The organism is Enterobacter cloacae complex sp. HYC033_NIDB (genome assembly GCF_056673335.1).
The window spans coordinates 4095510-4111402 of the sequence record NZ_CP115123.1; the positions used below are offsets into that span (position 1 = coordinate 4095510).

The following is a 15893-nucleotide window of genomic DNA, read 5'->3' on the forward strand; positions in this document are numbered from 1 at the left end:
TCTTTTCCTCGTTAAGCCACATCTCAGGGTTTATGCCCTGGGCAAGAAACTCGACGAGCTTTGCAGATAGTCAAAGAACCATCTGATGATGAAGCTGAACTCCGGAATGAGCTGCGATTTTTGCCAGTCTTCACTTTTGGAGAACCCGGTAAAGGTATCCAGGAAGAACAGGATCGCGGCCACAATGAGCACGCCTCGCAACGCGCCGAAACAGATGCCGAGTACCCTGTCCGTTCCTGACAGACCGGTTTTCTCGACCAGCTGACCTATCACGTAATTGACGATAGCGCCGACAATCAGCGTCGCGATAAACAGCACCGCGATGGCGATTCCGTTTCGGACCAGTTCATCTTCAAAGCCCGTGAACCAGACAGACAGGTAAGTGTAGTAATGACTGGCAACAAAGAAAGCACAACCCCAGGTTACCAGCGATAACGCTTCACGAACAAAGCCACGGATCAGGCTAACCAGACAGGAAAAACCAATCACCGCAATGATGGCGTAATCAATCCAGACCATATGTGTCCCACGATTAAACGCCCTGTCATCCAGTTCGGGGCGAATTCTAACAGAAAAAGAAAACGTTTGCGTAGGGATTTCCTTCCCACGCGTAAATAAAAAAGGCGCTGAAAAAATGCTCAACGCCACCGCACCGTTGACGTTTCTGTGAACGTCTGCCTCCCCCTCACCCCGGCCCTCTCCCCTTTGGGGAGAGGGTTAGGGTGAGGGGGTAATTTCTATCAGTTTGCGCTGTAGTTCATCACCACACCGCTCAGGCCGGAGATTTGCTTCAGCTCGCCAAGCGAACCTTTGAGCTTATCTTTAGACGCATCCGGCCCCACGAGGATACGGGTAATTTTACCCTGTACTGGCGTGGTGGGTGAAGTATAAACACGGTATCCCGCGCCGCGCAGTTTACTCACGATCTCATTGACCTTATCTGCATTTTTCAACGCACCGAGCTGAACGACATAGGCTTTACCCGTAGGGGCGGCCTCCTGCTGGGTCTGTTTGGCCGGTGGCGGCGTTTCCGTTGCCGCAGCCAGCTGCTCGTCGGCTTTGTCACGCTGCGGTTTAGGCTGCGTTTTCTCTACCGGCTTCGGTTTTTCAACCGGTTTGGGTTGCTCTACCGGTACAGGATCGATTTCAACGTTGTTATTCGCGGCCAGACGCGACGGATCAAGAGACGGCGCGGCTGCATCACCTGCGCGCACCTCTTCCGCTGCACCTTCTGGCGGCTGGGCAGGCAGCGCCTGCGTTGCCGCTGGCAGCATATCGGGCTCGTCGCGATCGCCCGGTTTGGGTACCAGCGGAATGGCCGCAAATTCATCCTGGTAATGCTTTTTTTGCCCGTCGAGCAGTCCCGGGAGAATAATCACCCCGAGCGCGACCAGCACAATGGTTCCTGTTAAACGGTTCTGAAACTTACTCGCCACCGGTTCTCCCCGCGTCCATCACTTCCATGACATGTGCCACCGTGTGGAATGACCCACACACCAGCACGGTATCTTCTGGTTTAGCCTCCGCCATCGCGGCACGCCAGGCCGAAACCACACTGCTGTAGATTTCGCCTTTGCCGAGATGTTCCATCAACTGCTCAGCAGTCGCGCCGCGCGGCCCTTCCAGAGGAGCACAATACCAGCTATCGACCACACTCTCCATGCAGGCCAGCGTCCCGCCGATATCTTTATCATGAAGCATACCGATAACCGCCAGCACGCGCCCGATTTTTGGTAACGATTTGAGACGTCCTGCGAGGTACGCCGCCGCATGCGGGTTATGTGCAACATCCAGAATCAGACGCGGTGACTCACTCACAATCTGAAAACGTCCCGGTAACAGTGCGTTCTGAATGCCGTCGCGGATCGCCTGCTCACTTACCGCTAATCCGCTGGCGCGCAGGGCTGCCAGCGCAGTCGCCGCGTTAGGCTGCGGCACCTGCGGCAGCGGCAGATTCTCCAGCACGCCCTGCGCATCGCTGAAGCGCCAGCCTTTGTCCTGCACCTCATACTGCCAGTCCACGCCGCGACGCAGCAGACGAGCGCCCTTCTCTTTCGCTACCTCAGCAATGGTGTGCGGCATGTCCGGTTCGCCTACCACGGCAGGCTTATTGGCCCGGAAAATACCGGCCTTCTCACGGCCAATGCTCTCGCGGTCCGGGCCCAGCCAGTCGGTGTGATCCAGCGCGATGCTGGTGACGACGGCGACATCCGCATCCACCATATTGGTGGCATCCAGACGCCCGCCCAACCCCACTTCCAGGATCACCACGTCCAGCTGCGCCTGCTTAAACAGCCACAGCGCCGACAGGGTGCCGTATTCGAAATAGGTTAATGAGGTTTCGCCGCGCGCAGCTTCGATAGCGGCAAACGACGCCGTATGGGCGGATTCCGCCAGCTCGGTGTTTTGCACGCGCACGCGCTCGGTATAGCGCACCAGATGCGGCGAGCTGTAAACGCCAACCTTGTACCCCGCCGCCATCAGGACAGATTCCAGCGTGCGGCAGGTGGTGCCTTTACCGTTAGTGCCGGCCACGGTAAATACGAAAGGCGCGGGTTTCAACACGTCAAGACGCGCGGCAACCTGGCTTACGCGCTCAAGGCCCATGTCGATAGTTTTACTGTGCAGGTTTTCCAGATAAGAAAGCCACGCGGCCAGGGGCGACGTGGCTTGAGGAATGCTTTTATTTTCCATGATGCCCGGTTGTCATTAACGGTTTAGAAAGCAAAAGGGCAGCGCCATTCGGCCCTGCCCTTTTCAGTTATCAGGCCTCGGGTTCCTGATCCGGTACCACCACGCCTTCGCGCGGCTCGTCCGGGTTCGGCGCCGGCAGATTCATCAGCTTCGCCAGGACGCTTGCCAGTTTCAGGCGCATTTCCGGACGGCGGACGATCATGTCGATGGCGCCCTTCTCAATGAGGAACTCACTGCGCTGGAAGCCCGGCGGCAGTTTCTCACGTACGGTCTGCTCGATAACGCGAGGACCCGCAAAGCCGATCAGCGCTTTTGGCTCAGCGATGTTCAGGTCGCCCAGCATCGCGAAGCTTGCAGAAACGCCGCCCATGGTTGGATCGGTTAGTACCGAGATGTACGGCAGACCGCGCTCCTGCATTTTCGCCAGCGCCGCAGAGGTTTTCGCCATCTGCATCAGGGACATCAGCGCTTCCTGCATACGTGCGCCACCGGAGGCGGAGAAGCAGATCAGCGGGCAGTTGTCTTCCAGCGCCTGCTCAACGGCACGCACGAAGCGCGCGCCAACCACAGAGCCCATTGAGCCGCCCATAAAGGAGAACTCAAACGCGGCGGCAACCACCGGCATCTCGTGCAGGGTGCCTTTCATAACGATCAGCGCGTCTTTCTCGCCGGTCTCTTTCTGTGCAGAGGCCAGGCGATCTTTGTATTTTTTGGAGTCGCGGAACTTAAGCACATCTTTCGGCTCCAGTTCGCTGCCCAGTTCTACCAGAGAACCTTCGTCCAGCAGGCTATGCAGGCGGTTACGCGCCGACATACGCATATGGTGGTCACACTTCGGACACACCTCAAGATTGCGTTCCAGCTCTGCGCGATACAGAACCTGGCCGCAGCTATCACACTTCGTCCATACCCCTTCAGGAATGCTCGCTTTACGCGTTGGGGTAATGTTGCTTTTAATTCGTTCAATCCAGCTCATTGATAACCTTTCTGCCTGAACCTGGTCGTATGCCAGTTTTGCTGTAAGAGGCGAATAATGCCATTTTTGCCTCCAACAGACCATGAATGTTGCACATTAAAACATAACAGCCCGAAACTTTGGATAAAAAAGTGGTCGAACCGCCAGCGTGCATTTACTTCGCTTGTTTTGCCGCCGCGCGTTTGTGACGAATGATTTCGATCACACCCGGCAGCACGGAAAGCACAATAATCGCTACTATCAGTAACTTAAGATTTTCCTGAACCACAGGCAGATCGCCAAACAGGTAGCCCGCATAGGTAAACAGCAGTACCCACAGCAGTGCGCCCACCACGTTATACATTGCAAAATGACGATAGGACATGTGACCCATTCCCGCCACAAACGGTGCAAATGTACGCACAATAGGCACAAAACGGGCAAGGATAATGGTCTTACCGCCATGGCGCTCATAGAACGCATGGGTCTTATCTAAATAACTGCGGCGGAAAATCTTCGAGTCCGGATTACTGAACAACCGCTCGCCAAATACCCGCCCGATGGTGTAGTTGACCGCATCACCAACAATCGCGGCGATGATCATCAGGACCACCATCAGATGGACATTCAGGTCATTCGTTGGCAGTGCGGATAACGCGCCCGCCACGAACAGCAGTGAATCTCCCGGCAGGAACGGCGTAACCACAAGGCCGGTTTCACAGAACAGAATGAGGAACAGAATGGCGTACACCCAGACGCCGTACTGCGCGACCAGCTCCGCCAGGTGAACATCAATATGCAGGATGAAATCAATCAGAAAACGTATTACGTCCATATTGTCTAAGCCCTAATTGCACCTTTGTTTAGTCCGCTAAAAACAGCGGGCCCATTGGCGGTTTTGGCAGGTCGAACCGGTCCGGATAATCCACCGAAACCAGATACAGCCCTTCCGCTTTCGCCGTTGCTGCCGCAAGCGTTCTGTCCTTCGCTGCCAGCAGTTCTGCAATCCAGCTCTCCGGCTGGTGTCCGGCGCCCACTTCCATCAGGCTACCCACAATATTCCGCACCATATGATGTACAAAGGCATTGGCTTTGATATCCACCACCACATACGCGCCATAACGACTGACGTTAATGTGCATGACGTTACGCCACGGCGTACGGGACTGACACTGCACCGCACGAAACGACGTAAAATCATTCTCTCCAATCAGACACTGCGCCGCACGCTGCATACGTTCTGCATCCAGCGGTTCATAAAAATGCGTCACGCCCTGGCTTAACACCGCCGGGCGCAGGCGCTGGTTATAGATGACATAACGGTAGCGCCGCGCCGTCGCGCTGAAACGCGCGTGAAAATCATCCGGCACAGCTTTCACCCAACGCACGGCAATGTCACCAGGCAAATTCGCATTTACACCCAGCGTCCAGGCCGCGTCCTTACGCACGGCGGTGGTGTCAAAATGCACCACCTGCCCCGTGCCGTGAACCCCGGCATCGGTGCGGCCCGCGCAGAAGACGTTGATCGGTTCATTCGCAACCTGAGAGAGCGCTTTCTCCAGCTTCTCCTGGACGCTGCGCACCTCATTCTGCCGCTGCCAGCCATAGTATTTACTGCCATCGTACTCAATGCCGAGGGCAATTCTGTGGACCGGCTTTTGTTCCACATCTGACATCAGTACAGATACTCCTGCACCAGTTTTTCCGCGATTTTGACCGCCATCAGCGCGCCGCCAAAACGCACGTTGTCGGCAACGGACCAGAACTGCACCTGCTCCGGCATACCGTAATCGTTACGCACACAGCCCACAGAGAGATGCGCACTGCCGGTAGCGTCGCCCACCTGCGTCGGGAATTCGCTCTCTTCGGACAGGACAATGTCCTCTCCGCGGCCAAACGCGTCGCGGGCTTCTTCAGCCGCCAGCGGACGCAGGGCTTCAAACCCGACCATCTGCGCGTGGCCGTAAAAGACCGGAGACTGCACGACATTCGCGGAGATCATCAGCCCGTCATCCTGCAAAATTTTGCGTGCTTCATCGACGATACGACGCTCTTCCCGCACCGAACCTTCACGATCCGGCAGCAGCGGCAGCATGTTGAACGCCAGCTGGCGGCCAAAGAAATCATCTTCGTCGATCGGGATACCGTTCAGCAGCTTCGCGCTCTGCCCTGCCAGTGCTTCTACGGCTTTTTTACCGTTAGCGGAGGCTGAAAGCAGGCTGGTCACGGAAATACGCGACAGGCCACCGTCGTCGATCAGCGGCTTCAGCGCGGTCAGCAACTGGCTGGTGAGACTGTTCGGTACTGCAATGATGTTGCGGTTGCGGTAGTCAGCCAGCACAAACGGGTTGACGTCCGGCACCACCAGCGGCACATCCGGCTCCAGGGAGAACAGGCCACTCAGGTCGATCACCAGACAGCCTGAATTTGTCGCTTCTTCAATGTAAGACGCCGTGGCTTCCGCACCTGCGGCAAAAAACGCCAGCTGAGCCTGCGTCCAGTCAAACGCGGCGGCGTCCTGCACCATCACGGATTTGCCGCCGAAACGCAGATGTTCTCCTGCGCTGTCGGTACGCGCCAGTGCGTAAATCTCACCCACCGGGAACTGACGCTCAGCAAGGGTTTCAAGCAGGGCTTCGCCCACGGCGCCAGTGGCACCCAAAATGGCAATGTTCCAGCCTTCAGACATGGTGGTTTACTCCAGAAATAAAAAGCGTCCCTGCCGGAGCATCCGACAGGGAGCATTAAGAAGACATTAACGTGCCGGGTGGTGAACGGCGTTAAATCCCAGTTTATGCAGCAGCCCCGCCGCTGACGCGTCATCGCACATGACATACAGGGAAGACCACTCGCGGCGCTCAAGGTAATTTTTGCGCAGCTTGTCAAATTCACCCGGAATACCCGCCACTTTACGCAGCAGCGCGTCATCGCGGCGCACATCATACACCAAATGCACCAGTCTTTTCAGCGTTGCCTCATCCAGCGGGCCATGAAGGGTAATGCGGCCGAATTCCGGGGCGGGCAGCAGCGTATCCAGCGCCACCTGCTGCGGATGGCCGATAAAGGCGCTGTAAGCCTCAAACACCTGGGTTGTGCCACGCGCTTTGCCTTCAAGGGTATAACCCGCAATATGCGCGGTACCCACGTCCACCTTATTCAGCAAGGCGACGTTGAGATCCGGCTCTGGTTCCCAGACGTCCAGCACGACGCTAAGCTCTTGTCCTTCGTCGAGACATGCCAGCAGCGCCGCGTTATCCACCACCGGTCCCCGGCAGGCATTTATCAGAATAGTGCCAGCCTTCAGACGGCGGATCAGCTTTTCGTCGGCCAGGTGCAGAGTCTTGTACGGCCCCTCTTTAAAGAGCGGCGTATGGAAGGTAATGACGTCGCACTCGTCGACCAGCTCATCCAGCGTGCGGAAGTCGCCTTCATCGCCGTTATCCTTACGCGGCGGATCGCACAGCAGGGTGCGGATACCCCAGGCTTCCAGACGCTTTTGCAGACGTCCGCCCACGTTGCCCACCCCCACAATCCCGACGGTGCGGTCTTTCAGCGCAAAACCATCGCGCTCGGCCAGCATCAATAGTGAGGAGAAAACATATTCCACGACGGCAATGGCGTTACAGCCTGGCGCCGCGGAAAAACCAATCCCCGCCTGCTTAAGCCACTGGTCATCCACATGATCGGTCCCGGCCGTTGCCGTCCCGACAAATTTAACCCCTTTGCCGGTGAGCAGTGCCTCATTTACTTTGGTCACCGAGCGCACCATCAGGGCGTCTGCATCGTCCAGTTCGCTGACCGGAATCGGGCGACCAGGGACAGCCTTAACCTCACCCAGGCGGCTGAACAGCTCACGGGCGTAAGGCATATTTTCATCAACGAGGATTTTCACGTCTGAGTACCTGTTTGAGAGGAAGTAAACCTGCCAAGTGTGCCATAATCTCGCCGCCGGGCATATATCTCCGCCCGGTTACGCAGAGTTTGACTTTAAGGATTTTTGACGATGCAGCCCATTTCAGGTACGCCTCCGCGCCCTCCGGGTGAAGGCCCCGTAACGCCCAACACGCCAGGCGAACAACCGCTCTCCACGCAGCAACGCACCGTACTGGAGCGTCTGATTACGCGTCTTATTGCGTTAACCTCACAGCAAAACGCAGAGGTATGGGCCGGCGTTAAGCACGATTTGGGCGTCAGAAACGATGCGCCGCTACAGTCGCGCCATTTCCCTGCCGCCGAACAAAACCTGAACCAGCGTCTTACAAGCGCACAGCAGCAACATACTACCCGCCAGATTATCTCGCAGCTGACCGAGCTATTGGGCCAGGGGAATAATCGCCAGGCGGTGAGTGATTTTATCCGTCAACAGTACGGTCATACCGCCCTGAGCCAGCTTTCGCAAGAACAGCTGAAAACCGTGTTGACCCTGCTGCAAAGCAATCAGCTTTCTATCCCGCAGCCGCAACAGCGCCCGTCTACAGAACGGCCATTGCAGCCTGCGGAGCATAATACGCTTAAGCAGATGGTCACTAAGCTGGCTGCCGCTACCGGCGAACCCACAAAGCTTATCTGGCAATCCATGCTGGAACTTTCCGGTGTGAAAGCGGGCGAGATGATCCCGGCAAAACAGTTTACCCATCTGGTCACCTGGCTCCAGGCGCGTCAGACGCTCAGCACCCAGAGCGCCCCGACCCTGCACAGCGTACAGGCGGCGCTGAAACAACCGCTGGAACCGCACGAGTTCGATATGATTCGGGATTACGCTCAGCAGAGCTGGCAGGCTACGCCGCAAACGGTGCTGACCACCGCGCAGGTGCAGGATGTGCTCAATCAGATCTTCATTCGCCGCGCCGAGCGGGAAGGCGGCGTGCCGGAGGTAAGAAACATTCAGCCGATCTACAGCCCGCTGTTTGCCCCCGTAGTTGATACGTTCAAAACGCTTTCTTCCCGTCCGGGATTGATGTTTATCGCGTTGGTGATTGCGCTGGCGATTTTCTGGCTGGTTGCTTAAAACTGCCGGGTGGCGGCTACGCCTTACCCGGCCTACGGTTCGCGCGGTTGTAGGCCCGGTAAGGAGAAGCCGCCACCGGGCAAAAACTACGGCCTGCGAAACGCCACCAGCGTCACCACAATTCCCACCACCGCTGACACCGCACCGGCCAGGAAGACGGAAGGATAGCCAAACGACGTTGCAAGCAGCCCCGCCAGCGGCCCGGTGACCCCGTATGAGAGATCCTGAAACGCCGCATAGCCGCCCAGCGCCGTGCCGCGCACCTGCGGAGCCACGCGCTTCACCACTTCAACGCCCAGCGCCGGGAAGATCAGCGAGCAGCCGCAGCCGGTTAACGCCGCACCCAGCAGCGCAACGGATGCAGAGGGCGCCTGCCAGAGCAGTACCAGACCCACGGTCTCAATGACAAGTGACGCCACGGCCACCTTCACGCCGCCAAAGCGATCCGGCATCCAGCCAAACAGCACGCGCATCAATACAAACGCGCCGCCAAAGGCCGTCAGCGTAAAGCCCGCCATCGCCCAGCCGCGGCTCATGAAATAGAGGGAGACAAAGGTACCAATAACCGCGAAGCCCACCCCCTGAAGCGCCAGCCCAAGCCCCGGCTGCCAGATTTGCCCCACCACGCTCCACAGCGAAGGACGCTCGCCTTTATGGGCGGGCACCTTACGCACCGAACCGTTAAACGCCCACGCCAGCAGCGGCAATACCATGGTGGTGCCTGCCAGCGCCGCAAAACCAAACTGGCTGTGGATCAGCAGCCCCAGCGGTGCGCCTGCCGCCAGCGCGCCGTAAATCGCCATCCCGTTCCAGGACATCACTTTTCCGGAACGCGCAGGCCCCACCAGCCCCATTCCCCAGGTAAGGGTGCCGGTCAGCAGCTGGCTTTCGCCAAAGCCGAGGATCAGACGCCCTGCCACCAGCAGCGCGAATTTATACGCTGCATCTATCGGCAACAGCGCCGCCAGCAGCCAGGCTCCCCCCGCCAGCCCGCAGGCAAACATGCCCTGCAACGCCGAGCGTTTTGCGCCGTGCTGATCCGCCAGGCGACCGGCGTAGCCCCGGGTTAATACCGTCGCTAAAAACTGAATGCCCACCGCAATACCGACCATGGTGTTGCCATAGCCCAGCTCCTGGTGAACGAACAAGGGGATCACCGGCAGCGGCAGGCCAACGGTCATATAGGTCAGAAACACCGCAAAGGCGATGCGGAAAAGGGAAAGGTTCCCGGAAGGAGCGCTCTTCTCAGGGGTAACAGCCTTCATGCATAACTCCGTGTTCAGGCATAAAAAAGGGAGCCGCGCGGCTCCCTTCTACTATACCTTCAAACGCTTACGCTTTCAGCTTACGCATCACCAGCGTGGCGTTGGTGCCGCCGAAACCGAAGCTGTTGGACATAACGGTCGTCAGCTCACGTTCGGTGGTTTCGGTCACGATGTTCAGGCCAGCCGCCTGCTCGTCCATCTCTTCGATGTTGATGCTTGGCGCGATAAAACCGTTTTCCAGCATCAGCAGAGAGTAGATCGCTTCCTGCACGCCCGCCGCTCCCAGAGAGTGACCGGTCATGGCTTTGGTTGCAGAGATAGCCGGGCTGTTGTCGCCGAACACTTCACGGATCGCACCCAGCTCTTTCACGTCGCCTACCGGCGTTGAGGTGCCGTGGGAGTTCAGGTAGTCGATTGGAGTATCAACACCGTGCATCGCCATCTTCATGCAGCGCACCGCGCCTTCACCAGATGGAGCAACCATGTCAGCGCCGTCAGACGTTGCGCCGTAGCCCACGATCTCAGCATAGATGTGCGCGCCACGCGCCAGCGCGTGTTCCAGCTCTTCAACCACAACCATACCGCCGCCGCCAGCGATAACAAAACCGTCGCGGTGTGCGTCATAAGTACGGGACGCTTTGTCTGGCGTTTCGTTGTATTTGGTGGACAGTGCGCCCATCGCGTCGAACTCACAGGCCATTTCCCAGCCCAGCTCTTCGCCGCCGCCAGCAAATACGATGTCCTGTTTGCCCAGCTGGATCTGCTCAACCGCATTACCGATACAGTGTGCGGAGGTCGCACATGCAGAGCTGATGGAGTAGTTCACACCGTGGATTTTGAACGGCGTTGCCAGGCACGCGGAAACCGCTGACCCCATGGCTTTGGTCACAACATATGGACCGACCGCTTTCAGGCCGCGCGGGCTGCGCATGGCGTCAGCACCGAACACCTGAGCTTTAGAGGAACCGCCGGAGCCTGCAATCAGGCCCACGCGTGGGTTGTTCTGGTAAGCGTCTTCGCTCAGACCAGAATCCTTGATCGCTTCCTGCATGGAAAGATAGGCGTAGATAGAGGCATCGTTCATGAAACGAACCACTTTACGGTCAATTAAACCGGTGGTGTCCAGTTTAACGTTACCCCATACGTGGCTACGCATTCCAGAATCTTTAAACTCTTCAGAGAAAGTGATCCCGGAGCGTCCTTCACGCAGAGATGCCAGGACTTCCTGCTGGTTATTACCGATGCTGGAAACGATGCCCAGGCCAGTAATCACTGCACGTTTCATTCAATACCTCTGTAAGTCGCACTATAAAAAGTTTCGAGTCGCACAATAGCGTACACTTGTACGCCGAACAAGTCCGATCAGCCATTTTCTGTGGAAATTTGCACCGATGGGCTCACATCGCTAAGATCGTGCCACTGCCTGTCGGACGAGTAACTTACGTGAAACAAAACGCCATACAACCTGCCAACCTCGAATTCAACGCTGAGGGTACACCTGTTTCCCGAGATTTTGATGACGTCTACTTTTCTAATGATAACGGACTGGAAGAGACGCGCTATGTTTTCCTCGAAGGAAATCATCTCAGCACCCGCTTCCCTGAGCATCCGCGCAGCCTGTTTGTCGTAGCGGAGAGCGGTTTCGGCACCGGGCTGAATTTTCTGACCCTCTGGCAGGCGTTCGACCAGTTTCGCACTGCACACCCCGAGGCTACCTTACAAAGATTACATTTCATCAGTTTCGAAAAATTTCCGCTTACCGCGCACGATCTGCGGCTTGCCCATCAGCGCTGGCCGGAGCTTACCCACTGGGCGGAACAGCTTCAGGCCCAGTGGCCTCCGGCTATCGGTGGCTGTCATCGTCTGATTCTGGACGACGGACGCGTCACCCTCGACCTGTGGCTGGGCGACATTAACGACCTGACCGATAAGCTCGATGACTCAATGAATCAGAAGGTGGACGCCTGGTTCCTGGATGGTTTTGCGCCCGCCAAAAACCCGGACATGTGGAGCCCGCACCTGTTCAGCGCCATGGCACGTCTGGCGCGCCCGGGCGCGACGCTTGCTACCTTCACCTCGGCGGGATTTGTTCGCCGTGGGTTGCAGGAGGCGGGGTTTACCATGCGGAAAACCAAAGGCTTTGGCCGCAAACGCGACATGCTGGTCGGGGTGATGGAACAGGATCTGGCGATCCCGGCGCAGGCCCCCTGGTTTGCCCGTCGCGCCAGCACCTCGCGTGAGGTCGCCATTGTGGGCGGGGGTATCGCCAGCGCCCTGCTCTCGCTGGCGCTGCTGCACCGTGGCTGGCAGGTGACGCTCTACTGCGCTGACGAGGCGCCGGCGACGGGCGCATCAGGCAACCGTCAGGGCGCGCTTTATCCCTTATTAAGTTCACACGATCCGGCACTGTTCCAGTTCTTCCCGGCGGCGTTTACGTTTGCTCGCCGCCTTTACGATAGCCTGCCGGTTGCGTTCGACCACAACTGGTGCGGCGTGACGCAGCTCGGCTGGGACGAGAAGAGCCAGCAGAAAATCACACAAATGCTGTCGCTGGGTCTGCCGGAGGCCATCGCCCATGCCGTCACGGCGCAGCAGGTTGCAGAGACCGCTGGCGTCGACACCGGCTGCGGGGGTATTCAGTATCCACTCGGCGGCTGGCTGTGTCCGGCTGAACTGACTTCTGCGGCGATAGCCCTCGGGCAGTCGCGTGGGTTGACAGTGCATTATGCCCATAAGGTTCAATCGCTAAGCCGCACTGCGCACTGGAATTTGCGTTTCGCTAACGGCAAAGAGGCGCAGCATGCCAGCGTTGTGCTGGCCAACGGGCATCATATCAGCCAGTTTACCCAGACAGCGTCATTGCCGGTTTATCCGGTCGGCGGCCAGGTAAGCCATATTCCTGCCGCCCCCCAACTGAGCAAACTGCGTCAGGTGCTGTGTTACGACGGCTACCTGACGCCGCAAAACCCGTCCAACGGCCATCACTGCATCGGTGCCAGCTACCATCGCGGTGAAACAGATATGCAGTACAGCGAAGCGGATCAGCAGCAAAACCGCCAGCGCCTGCTCGACTGTTTCCCGGATGCGTCGTGGGCAAAAGAGGTGAATGTCGGTGAGGGTCAGGCGCGCTGCGGCGTACGCTGCGCGACCCGCGATCACCTGCCGATGGCGGGAAACGTGCCGGACTATGACGCCACGCTTGAAGTCTATCAGGATCTTGCTGACAACAAAGAAACGGCGGTAAGTGCTCCCGTTCACCCCGAGCTGTTTATGCTGGGTGGCTTAGGCTCGCGGGGATTATGCTCCGCGCCGCTGCTGGCTGAAGCGTTAGCCGCGCAAATGAGCGACGAGCCGGTTCCGCTGGACAGGGTTACGCTCGCGGGGCTGAATCCAAACCGACTGTGGGTGCGGAAATTGCTGAAGGGGAAAATGGTCAAGTAGGGTGCGGTCTGGTGCCCTCACCCCGGCCCTCTCCCTGTGGGAGAGGGCGGTGATACACTTACTTCGCTTTCGCCTGCTGGAACAAATTGTCCCACATGCCCAGCACTAAAGACTGGTCGCGCGGAGAGAGTTCCCCGGCCAGAATGGCTTTTTCCAGGCTGCGAGTGACTTCCGCGTGAACGGCGTCGGCAGAGTGATCGTCCCCGGCTTCCAGCGCGGCTACCGCCAGCGTCAGGTGACCACGCAGATAACCGCTGGCGAACAGCTCATCATCACTGGCGTGTTCCACCATGTCATCAATTAACGCCAGAATGCGTGATTCAAATTCTGCGATCATCTTCTTTCCTCTGTTAAAGATCTTCCGGCCAAGGGAAGCATTCCGCCGTGATCTCCGGCGTGTGGTAATAATTCTGTAAAGCCTCGATCAAGCGTGCCGGACGTGCCGGGATGCCTTTCTCAAGATATTCCATCACCTGCGCATGAACGCGGCGCTGGAAGACGATACGGTCTGGCTCGAAGTCGCCTTCGAGATTGTCACAGCTTACGTTGAACGGGAAACCCGCCGCTACGCAGAACAGCCATTCGAGCGCCTGAGGTTTCACCTCCACATCTTCGAACTGCCCCTGGGTGGCGGCGTCGCGCCCGTCCGGGCAGTACCAGTAACCAAAGTCCACCAGCTCGCGACGCGCTTTCCCGGCGATACACCAGTGCGAAATTTCGTGCAAACCGCTGGCGTAAAAGCCGTGGGCAAAGATGATGCGGTTATACGGAACCTCGTCATCAGCTGGAAGATAGATCGGTTCGTCGTCGCCTTTAATCAGACGGGTATTAAAATCATCAGCGAAACAGCTATCGAAGATCTCAATCAGCTGTTCGTAGTTATGCGTACTGTTCATTAGTTCATCCCCAACCAGGTGAGGATCTCCTGTCCATGGCTGTCATAAAGAAGTTTGGCGCTCATCACCGCCGAGACGACAACAATCATCGGGCGGATCAGCTTTTGCCCTTTGCTTAATACCAGACGCGAGCCTGCGCGCGCGCCCAAAAACTGCCCTGCCATCATCACAAACCCGGTTGCCCAGATAACCTTGCCGCCAATGATAAACAGCAGCAGACCGCCAACGTTGGAGGTCGCGTTGAGGACTTTGGCGTGGGCGGTGGATTTGGCGAGGTTGAATCCGGCCAGCGTCACGAATGCCAGCGCATAAAACGAACCTGCCCCCGGGCCAAAGAAGCCATCGTAAAAACCGACGCAGCCACCGGCAATCAGCGCAAACGGCAGGCCGTGAAGACGACGCTGTCGATCTTCTTCCCCGAGCTTTGGCATGAGTAAGAAATAGAGGCCAATACAGATAACCAGCAGCGGCAGGATCTGGCGCAGAATGTCGGACTGTACGTGCTGGACCAGCAGTGCGCCCGCTGTTGAGCCAATAAACGTCATCAGGATATTGAGCTTCTGATCGGCGAGATTCACCACTTTGCGGCGAATGAAATAGAGCGACGAGGAGAGCGAACCGCCGCATGCCTGGAGTTTGTTGGTGGCAAGCGCCTGGGCAGGGCTCATGCCTGCCGCCAGCAGCGCCGGAACGGTGAGCAACCCGCCGCCGCCCGCCAGGGCATCGATAAATCCGGCTAACATCGCAACAAAAAAGAGCACCGCCAGCAGCAGCGGTGACACCATGAACAGATCGACGAAATTATCCATTAAAGTACATGCTCATCCAGTAGCGCCTGGCAGGAAGGCGGCAACGGAGGCGGTGTCTTCTTCTCAGGCTTAGAGGTTCCAGGCTTGGCTGGTTCAAACCAGCTTTGCAGTTCGTAACCACAACCATCGCCAGGCGGTGGCAGCGGCTGATCTTCACATTCCAGGCTGTTCGCCGGACAGCGCAGGCGAACATGCATATGCGCCCGGTGCTGGAACCACGGGCGCACTTTACGCAACCAGTCGCGATCCGTTCCCGCATCCAGGCAAAGCTGCTGCTTGATGGCCGGATTAACAAAGATCCGCGTGACGTCGTTATCCTCTGCCGCCAGCTTAATCATGCTGGAAATTTCCGGCGACCAGCGCGAGGCGACGACCCGTTTACCGTCGGCCGAGACCAGATCCAGCGCCTGCGGTTTCAGCAGCTGCGCTGAGCTCCAGCGCGTTTTCGGCAATTGCAGGAAGATATCCACATCCAGTCCGGTCTGGTGGCTGGCGTGACCGCCGTTGAAGCGACCACCGGCAGGCATCCCCATATCGCCAATCAGCACCGTCCCCAGCCCCAGGTTATGCACCTGGTTGCCAAGACGCTGAATAAACAGCAGCAGGTCAGGATGGCCGAAATAACGGCGCTGATCGGTACGCATCACCTGATAAGTATCCGACTGCAACGGCAGCGCCTGCGCACCGACGATACACCCGTTGGAGAAAGCGCCAATGGACTGCGCACTCCCCGCTACCGGGTGGGTGATTTTCTGCCACGGCGTAGCGGCCAGGCTTGCTCCACTGGCCAGCAGCGCCAGCAGAGCGATTGCGGTTTTTTTCATA

Annotated in this window: 16 protein-coding genes; 2 read left to right on the plus strand and 14 right to left on the minus strand. The window is 57.8% G+C overall.

The features are described from left to right. Positions 1-30: 30 nt before the first annotated feature. The 8 genes from cvpA to pdxB all read right to left on the minus strand — a co-directional run bounded on the left by cvpA (position 31) and on the right by pdxB (position 7541). On the minus strand, positions 31-519 hold the full coding sequence (gene cvpA / locus O1721_RS19610) for a colicin V production protein (RefSeq protein WP_000262116.1): 489 nt from the start codon (positions 517-519) through the stop codon (positions 31-33). A 221-nt stretch (positions 520-740) separates the two neighbouring features. Further along, positions 741-1436: a cell division protein DedD gene (gene dedD, locus O1721_RS19615; protein WP_017383444.1), complete on the minus strand. Its 696-nt coding sequence runs from the start codon at positions 1434-1436 to the stop codon at positions 741-743. Further along, positions 1426-2694, minus strand: a complete 1269-nt coding sequence (folC, locus tag O1721_RS19620; RefSeq protein WP_032648966.1) for a bifunctional tetrahydrofolate synthase/dihydrofolate synthase — start codon at positions 2692-2694, stop codon at positions 1426-1428. The genes dedD and folC overlap by 11 nt, the downstream gene beginning before the upstream one ends. Before the next feature lie 70 nt (positions 2695-2764). Next, entirely contained in the window at positions 2765-3670 is a 906-nt protein-coding gene (accD, locus tag O1721_RS19625; protein ID WP_014884667.1) for an acetyl-CoA carboxylase, carboxyltransferase subunit beta, read from the minus strand. A 154-nt stretch (positions 3671-3824) separates the two neighbouring features. Further along, on the minus strand, positions 3825-4484 hold the full coding sequence (locus O1721_RS19630) for a DedA family protein (protein WP_003861406.1): 660 nt from the start codon (positions 4482-4484) through the stop codon (positions 3825-3827). Positions 4485-4512: 28 nt separating this feature from the next. Beyond that, positions 4513-5325: a tRNA pseudouridine(38-40) synthase TruA gene (truA, locus tag O1721_RS19635; protein WP_032648968.1), complete on the minus strand. Its 813-nt coding sequence runs from the start codon at positions 5323-5325 to the stop codon at positions 4513-4515. Next, on the minus strand, positions 5325-6338 hold the full coding sequence (locus O1721_RS19640) for an aspartate-semialdehyde dehydrogenase (protein WP_032648970.1): 1014 nt from the start codon (positions 6336-6338) through the stop codon (positions 5325-5327). Before O1721_RS19640 ends, truA begins: the two co-directional genes overlap by 1 nt. 66 nt (positions 6339-6404) lie before the next feature. Then, the gene (pdxB, locus tag O1721_RS19645; RefSeq protein ID WP_017692991.1) at positions 6405-7541 is read right to left on the minus strand and encodes a 4-phosphoerythronate dehydrogenase PdxB; all 1137 of its coding nucleotides are present in this window, start codon (positions 7539-7541) and stop codon (positions 6405-6407) included. A gap of 111 nt (positions 7542-7652) precedes the next feature. On the opposite strand from pdxB, the gene flk reads away from it, so the two are divergent. Continuing rightward, positions 7653-8657: a flagella biosynthesis regulator Flk gene (gene flk / locus O1721_RS19650; protein WP_032648972.1), complete on the plus strand. Its 1005-nt coding sequence runs from the start codon at positions 7653-7655 to the stop codon at positions 8655-8657. A gap of 86 nt (positions 8658-8743) precedes the next feature. On the opposite strand, the gene O1721_RS19655 is transcribed toward flk, so the two are convergent. Both O1721_RS19655 and fabB read right to left on the minus strand, forming a co-directional pair. Beyond that, positions 8744-9922, minus strand: a complete 1179-nt coding sequence (locus O1721_RS19655) for an MFS transporter (protein WP_032648974.1) — start codon at positions 9920-9922, stop codon at positions 8744-8746. Positions 9923-9989: 67 nt separating this feature from the next. After that, positions 9990-11207, minus strand: a complete 1218-nt coding sequence (gene fabB, locus O1721_RS19660; protein ID WP_017383449.1) for a beta-ketoacyl-ACP synthase I — start codon at positions 11205-11207, stop codon at positions 9990-9992. 158 nt (positions 11208-11365) lie between these two features. Here fabB and mnmC point away from each other — a divergent pair, with 158 nt between their 5' ends. Further along, positions 11366-13363: a bifunctional tRNA (5-methylaminomethyl-2-thiouridine)(34)-methyltransferase MnmC2/FAD-dependent 5-carboxymethylaminomethyl-2-thiouridine(34) oxidoreductase MnmC1 gene (gene mnmC, locus O1721_RS19665; protein WP_032648976.1), complete on the plus strand. Its 1998-nt coding sequence runs from the start codon at positions 11366-11368 to the stop codon at positions 13361-13363. 58 nt (positions 13364-13421) lie between these two features. On the opposite strand, the gene O1721_RS19670 is transcribed toward mnmC, so the two are convergent. Genes O1721_RS19670 through mepA form a run of 4 tightly spaced genes read right to left on the minus strand, consistent with a single transcriptional unit; the run spans position 13422 to position 15892 of the window. Continuing rightward, positions 13422-13700, minus strand: coding sequence for a YfcL family protein (locus O1721_RS19670; RefSeq protein WP_017383451.1), 279 nt, complete (start codon positions 13698-13700; stop codon positions 13422-13424). Positions 13701-13713: 13 nt separating this feature from the next. Then, on the minus strand, positions 13714-14259 hold the full coding sequence (locus O1721_RS19675) for an elongation factor P hydroxylase (protein ID WP_003861390.1): 546 nt from the start codon (positions 14257-14259) through the stop codon (positions 13714-13716). Further along, positions 14259-15068: a sulfite exporter TauE/SafE family protein gene (locus O1721_RS19680; RefSeq protein WP_003861386.1), complete on the minus strand. Its 810-nt coding sequence runs from the start codon at positions 15066-15068 to the stop codon at positions 14259-14261. The genes O1721_RS19675 and O1721_RS19680 overlap by 1 nt, the downstream gene beginning before the upstream one ends. Next, positions 15068-15892 carry a penicillin-insensitive murein endopeptidase gene (gene mepA / locus O1721_RS19685; RefSeq protein ID WP_015572248.1) on the minus strand — a complete coding sequence of 275 codons (825 nt, stop codon included), beginning with the start codon at positions 15890-15892 and terminating at the stop codon, positions 15068-15070. Before mepA ends, O1721_RS19680 begins: the two co-directional genes overlap by 1 nt. Position 15893: the final 1 nt, after the last annotated feature.

Bases quoted from the DNA above. Each gene is read 5' to 3' on its own strand.
- O1721_RS19680 (WP_003861386.1), bottom strand. From the start codon at position 15,068: ATGGATAATTTCGTCGATCTGTTCATGGTGTCACCGCTGCTGCTGGCG.
- fabB (WP_017383449.1), bottom strand. From the start codon at position 11,207: ATGAAACGTGCAGTGATTACTGGCCTGGGCATCGTTTCCAGCATCGGT.
- mepA (WP_015572248.1), bottom strand. From the start codon at position 15,892: ATGAAAAAAACCGCAATCGCTCTGCTGGCGCTGCTGGCCAGTGGAGCA.
- truA (WP_032648968.1), bottom strand. From the start codon at position 5,325: ATGTCAGATGTGGAACAAAAGCCGGTCCACAGAATTGCCCTCGGCATT.
- flk (WP_032648972.1), top strand. From the start codon at position 7,653: ATGCAGCCCATTTCAGGTACGCCTCCGCGCCCTCCGGGTGAAGGCCCC.
- O1721_RS19670 (WP_017383451.1), bottom strand. From the start codon at position 13,700: ATGATCGCAGAATTTGAATCACGCATTCTGGCGTTAATTGATGACATG.
- cvpA (WP_000262116.1), bottom strand. From the start codon at position 519: ATGGTCTGGATTGATTACGCCATCATTGCGGTGATTGGTTTTTCCTGT.
- O1721_RS19655 (WP_032648974.1), bottom strand. From the start codon at position 9,922: ATGAAGGCTGTTACCCCTGAGAAGAGCGCTCCTTCCGGGAACCTTTCC.
- O1721_RS19675 (WP_003861390.1), bottom strand. From the start codon at position 14,259: ATGAACAGTACGCATAACTACGAACAGCTGATTGAGATCTTCGATAGC.
- O1721_RS19630 (WP_003861406.1), bottom strand. From the start codon at position 4,484: ATGGACGTAATACGTTTTCTGATTGATTTCATCCTGCATATTGATGTT.
- folC (WP_032648966.1), bottom strand. From the start codon at position 2,694: ATGGAAAATAAAAGCATTCCTCAAGCCACGTCGCCCCTGGCCGCGTGG.
- accD (WP_014884667.1), bottom strand. From the start codon at position 3,670: ATGAGCTGGATTGAACGAATTAAAAGCAACATTACCCCAACGCGTAAA.
- O1721_RS19640 (WP_032648970.1), bottom strand. From the start codon at position 6,338: ATGTCTGAAGGCTGGAACATTGCCATTTTGGGTGCCACTGGCGCCGTG.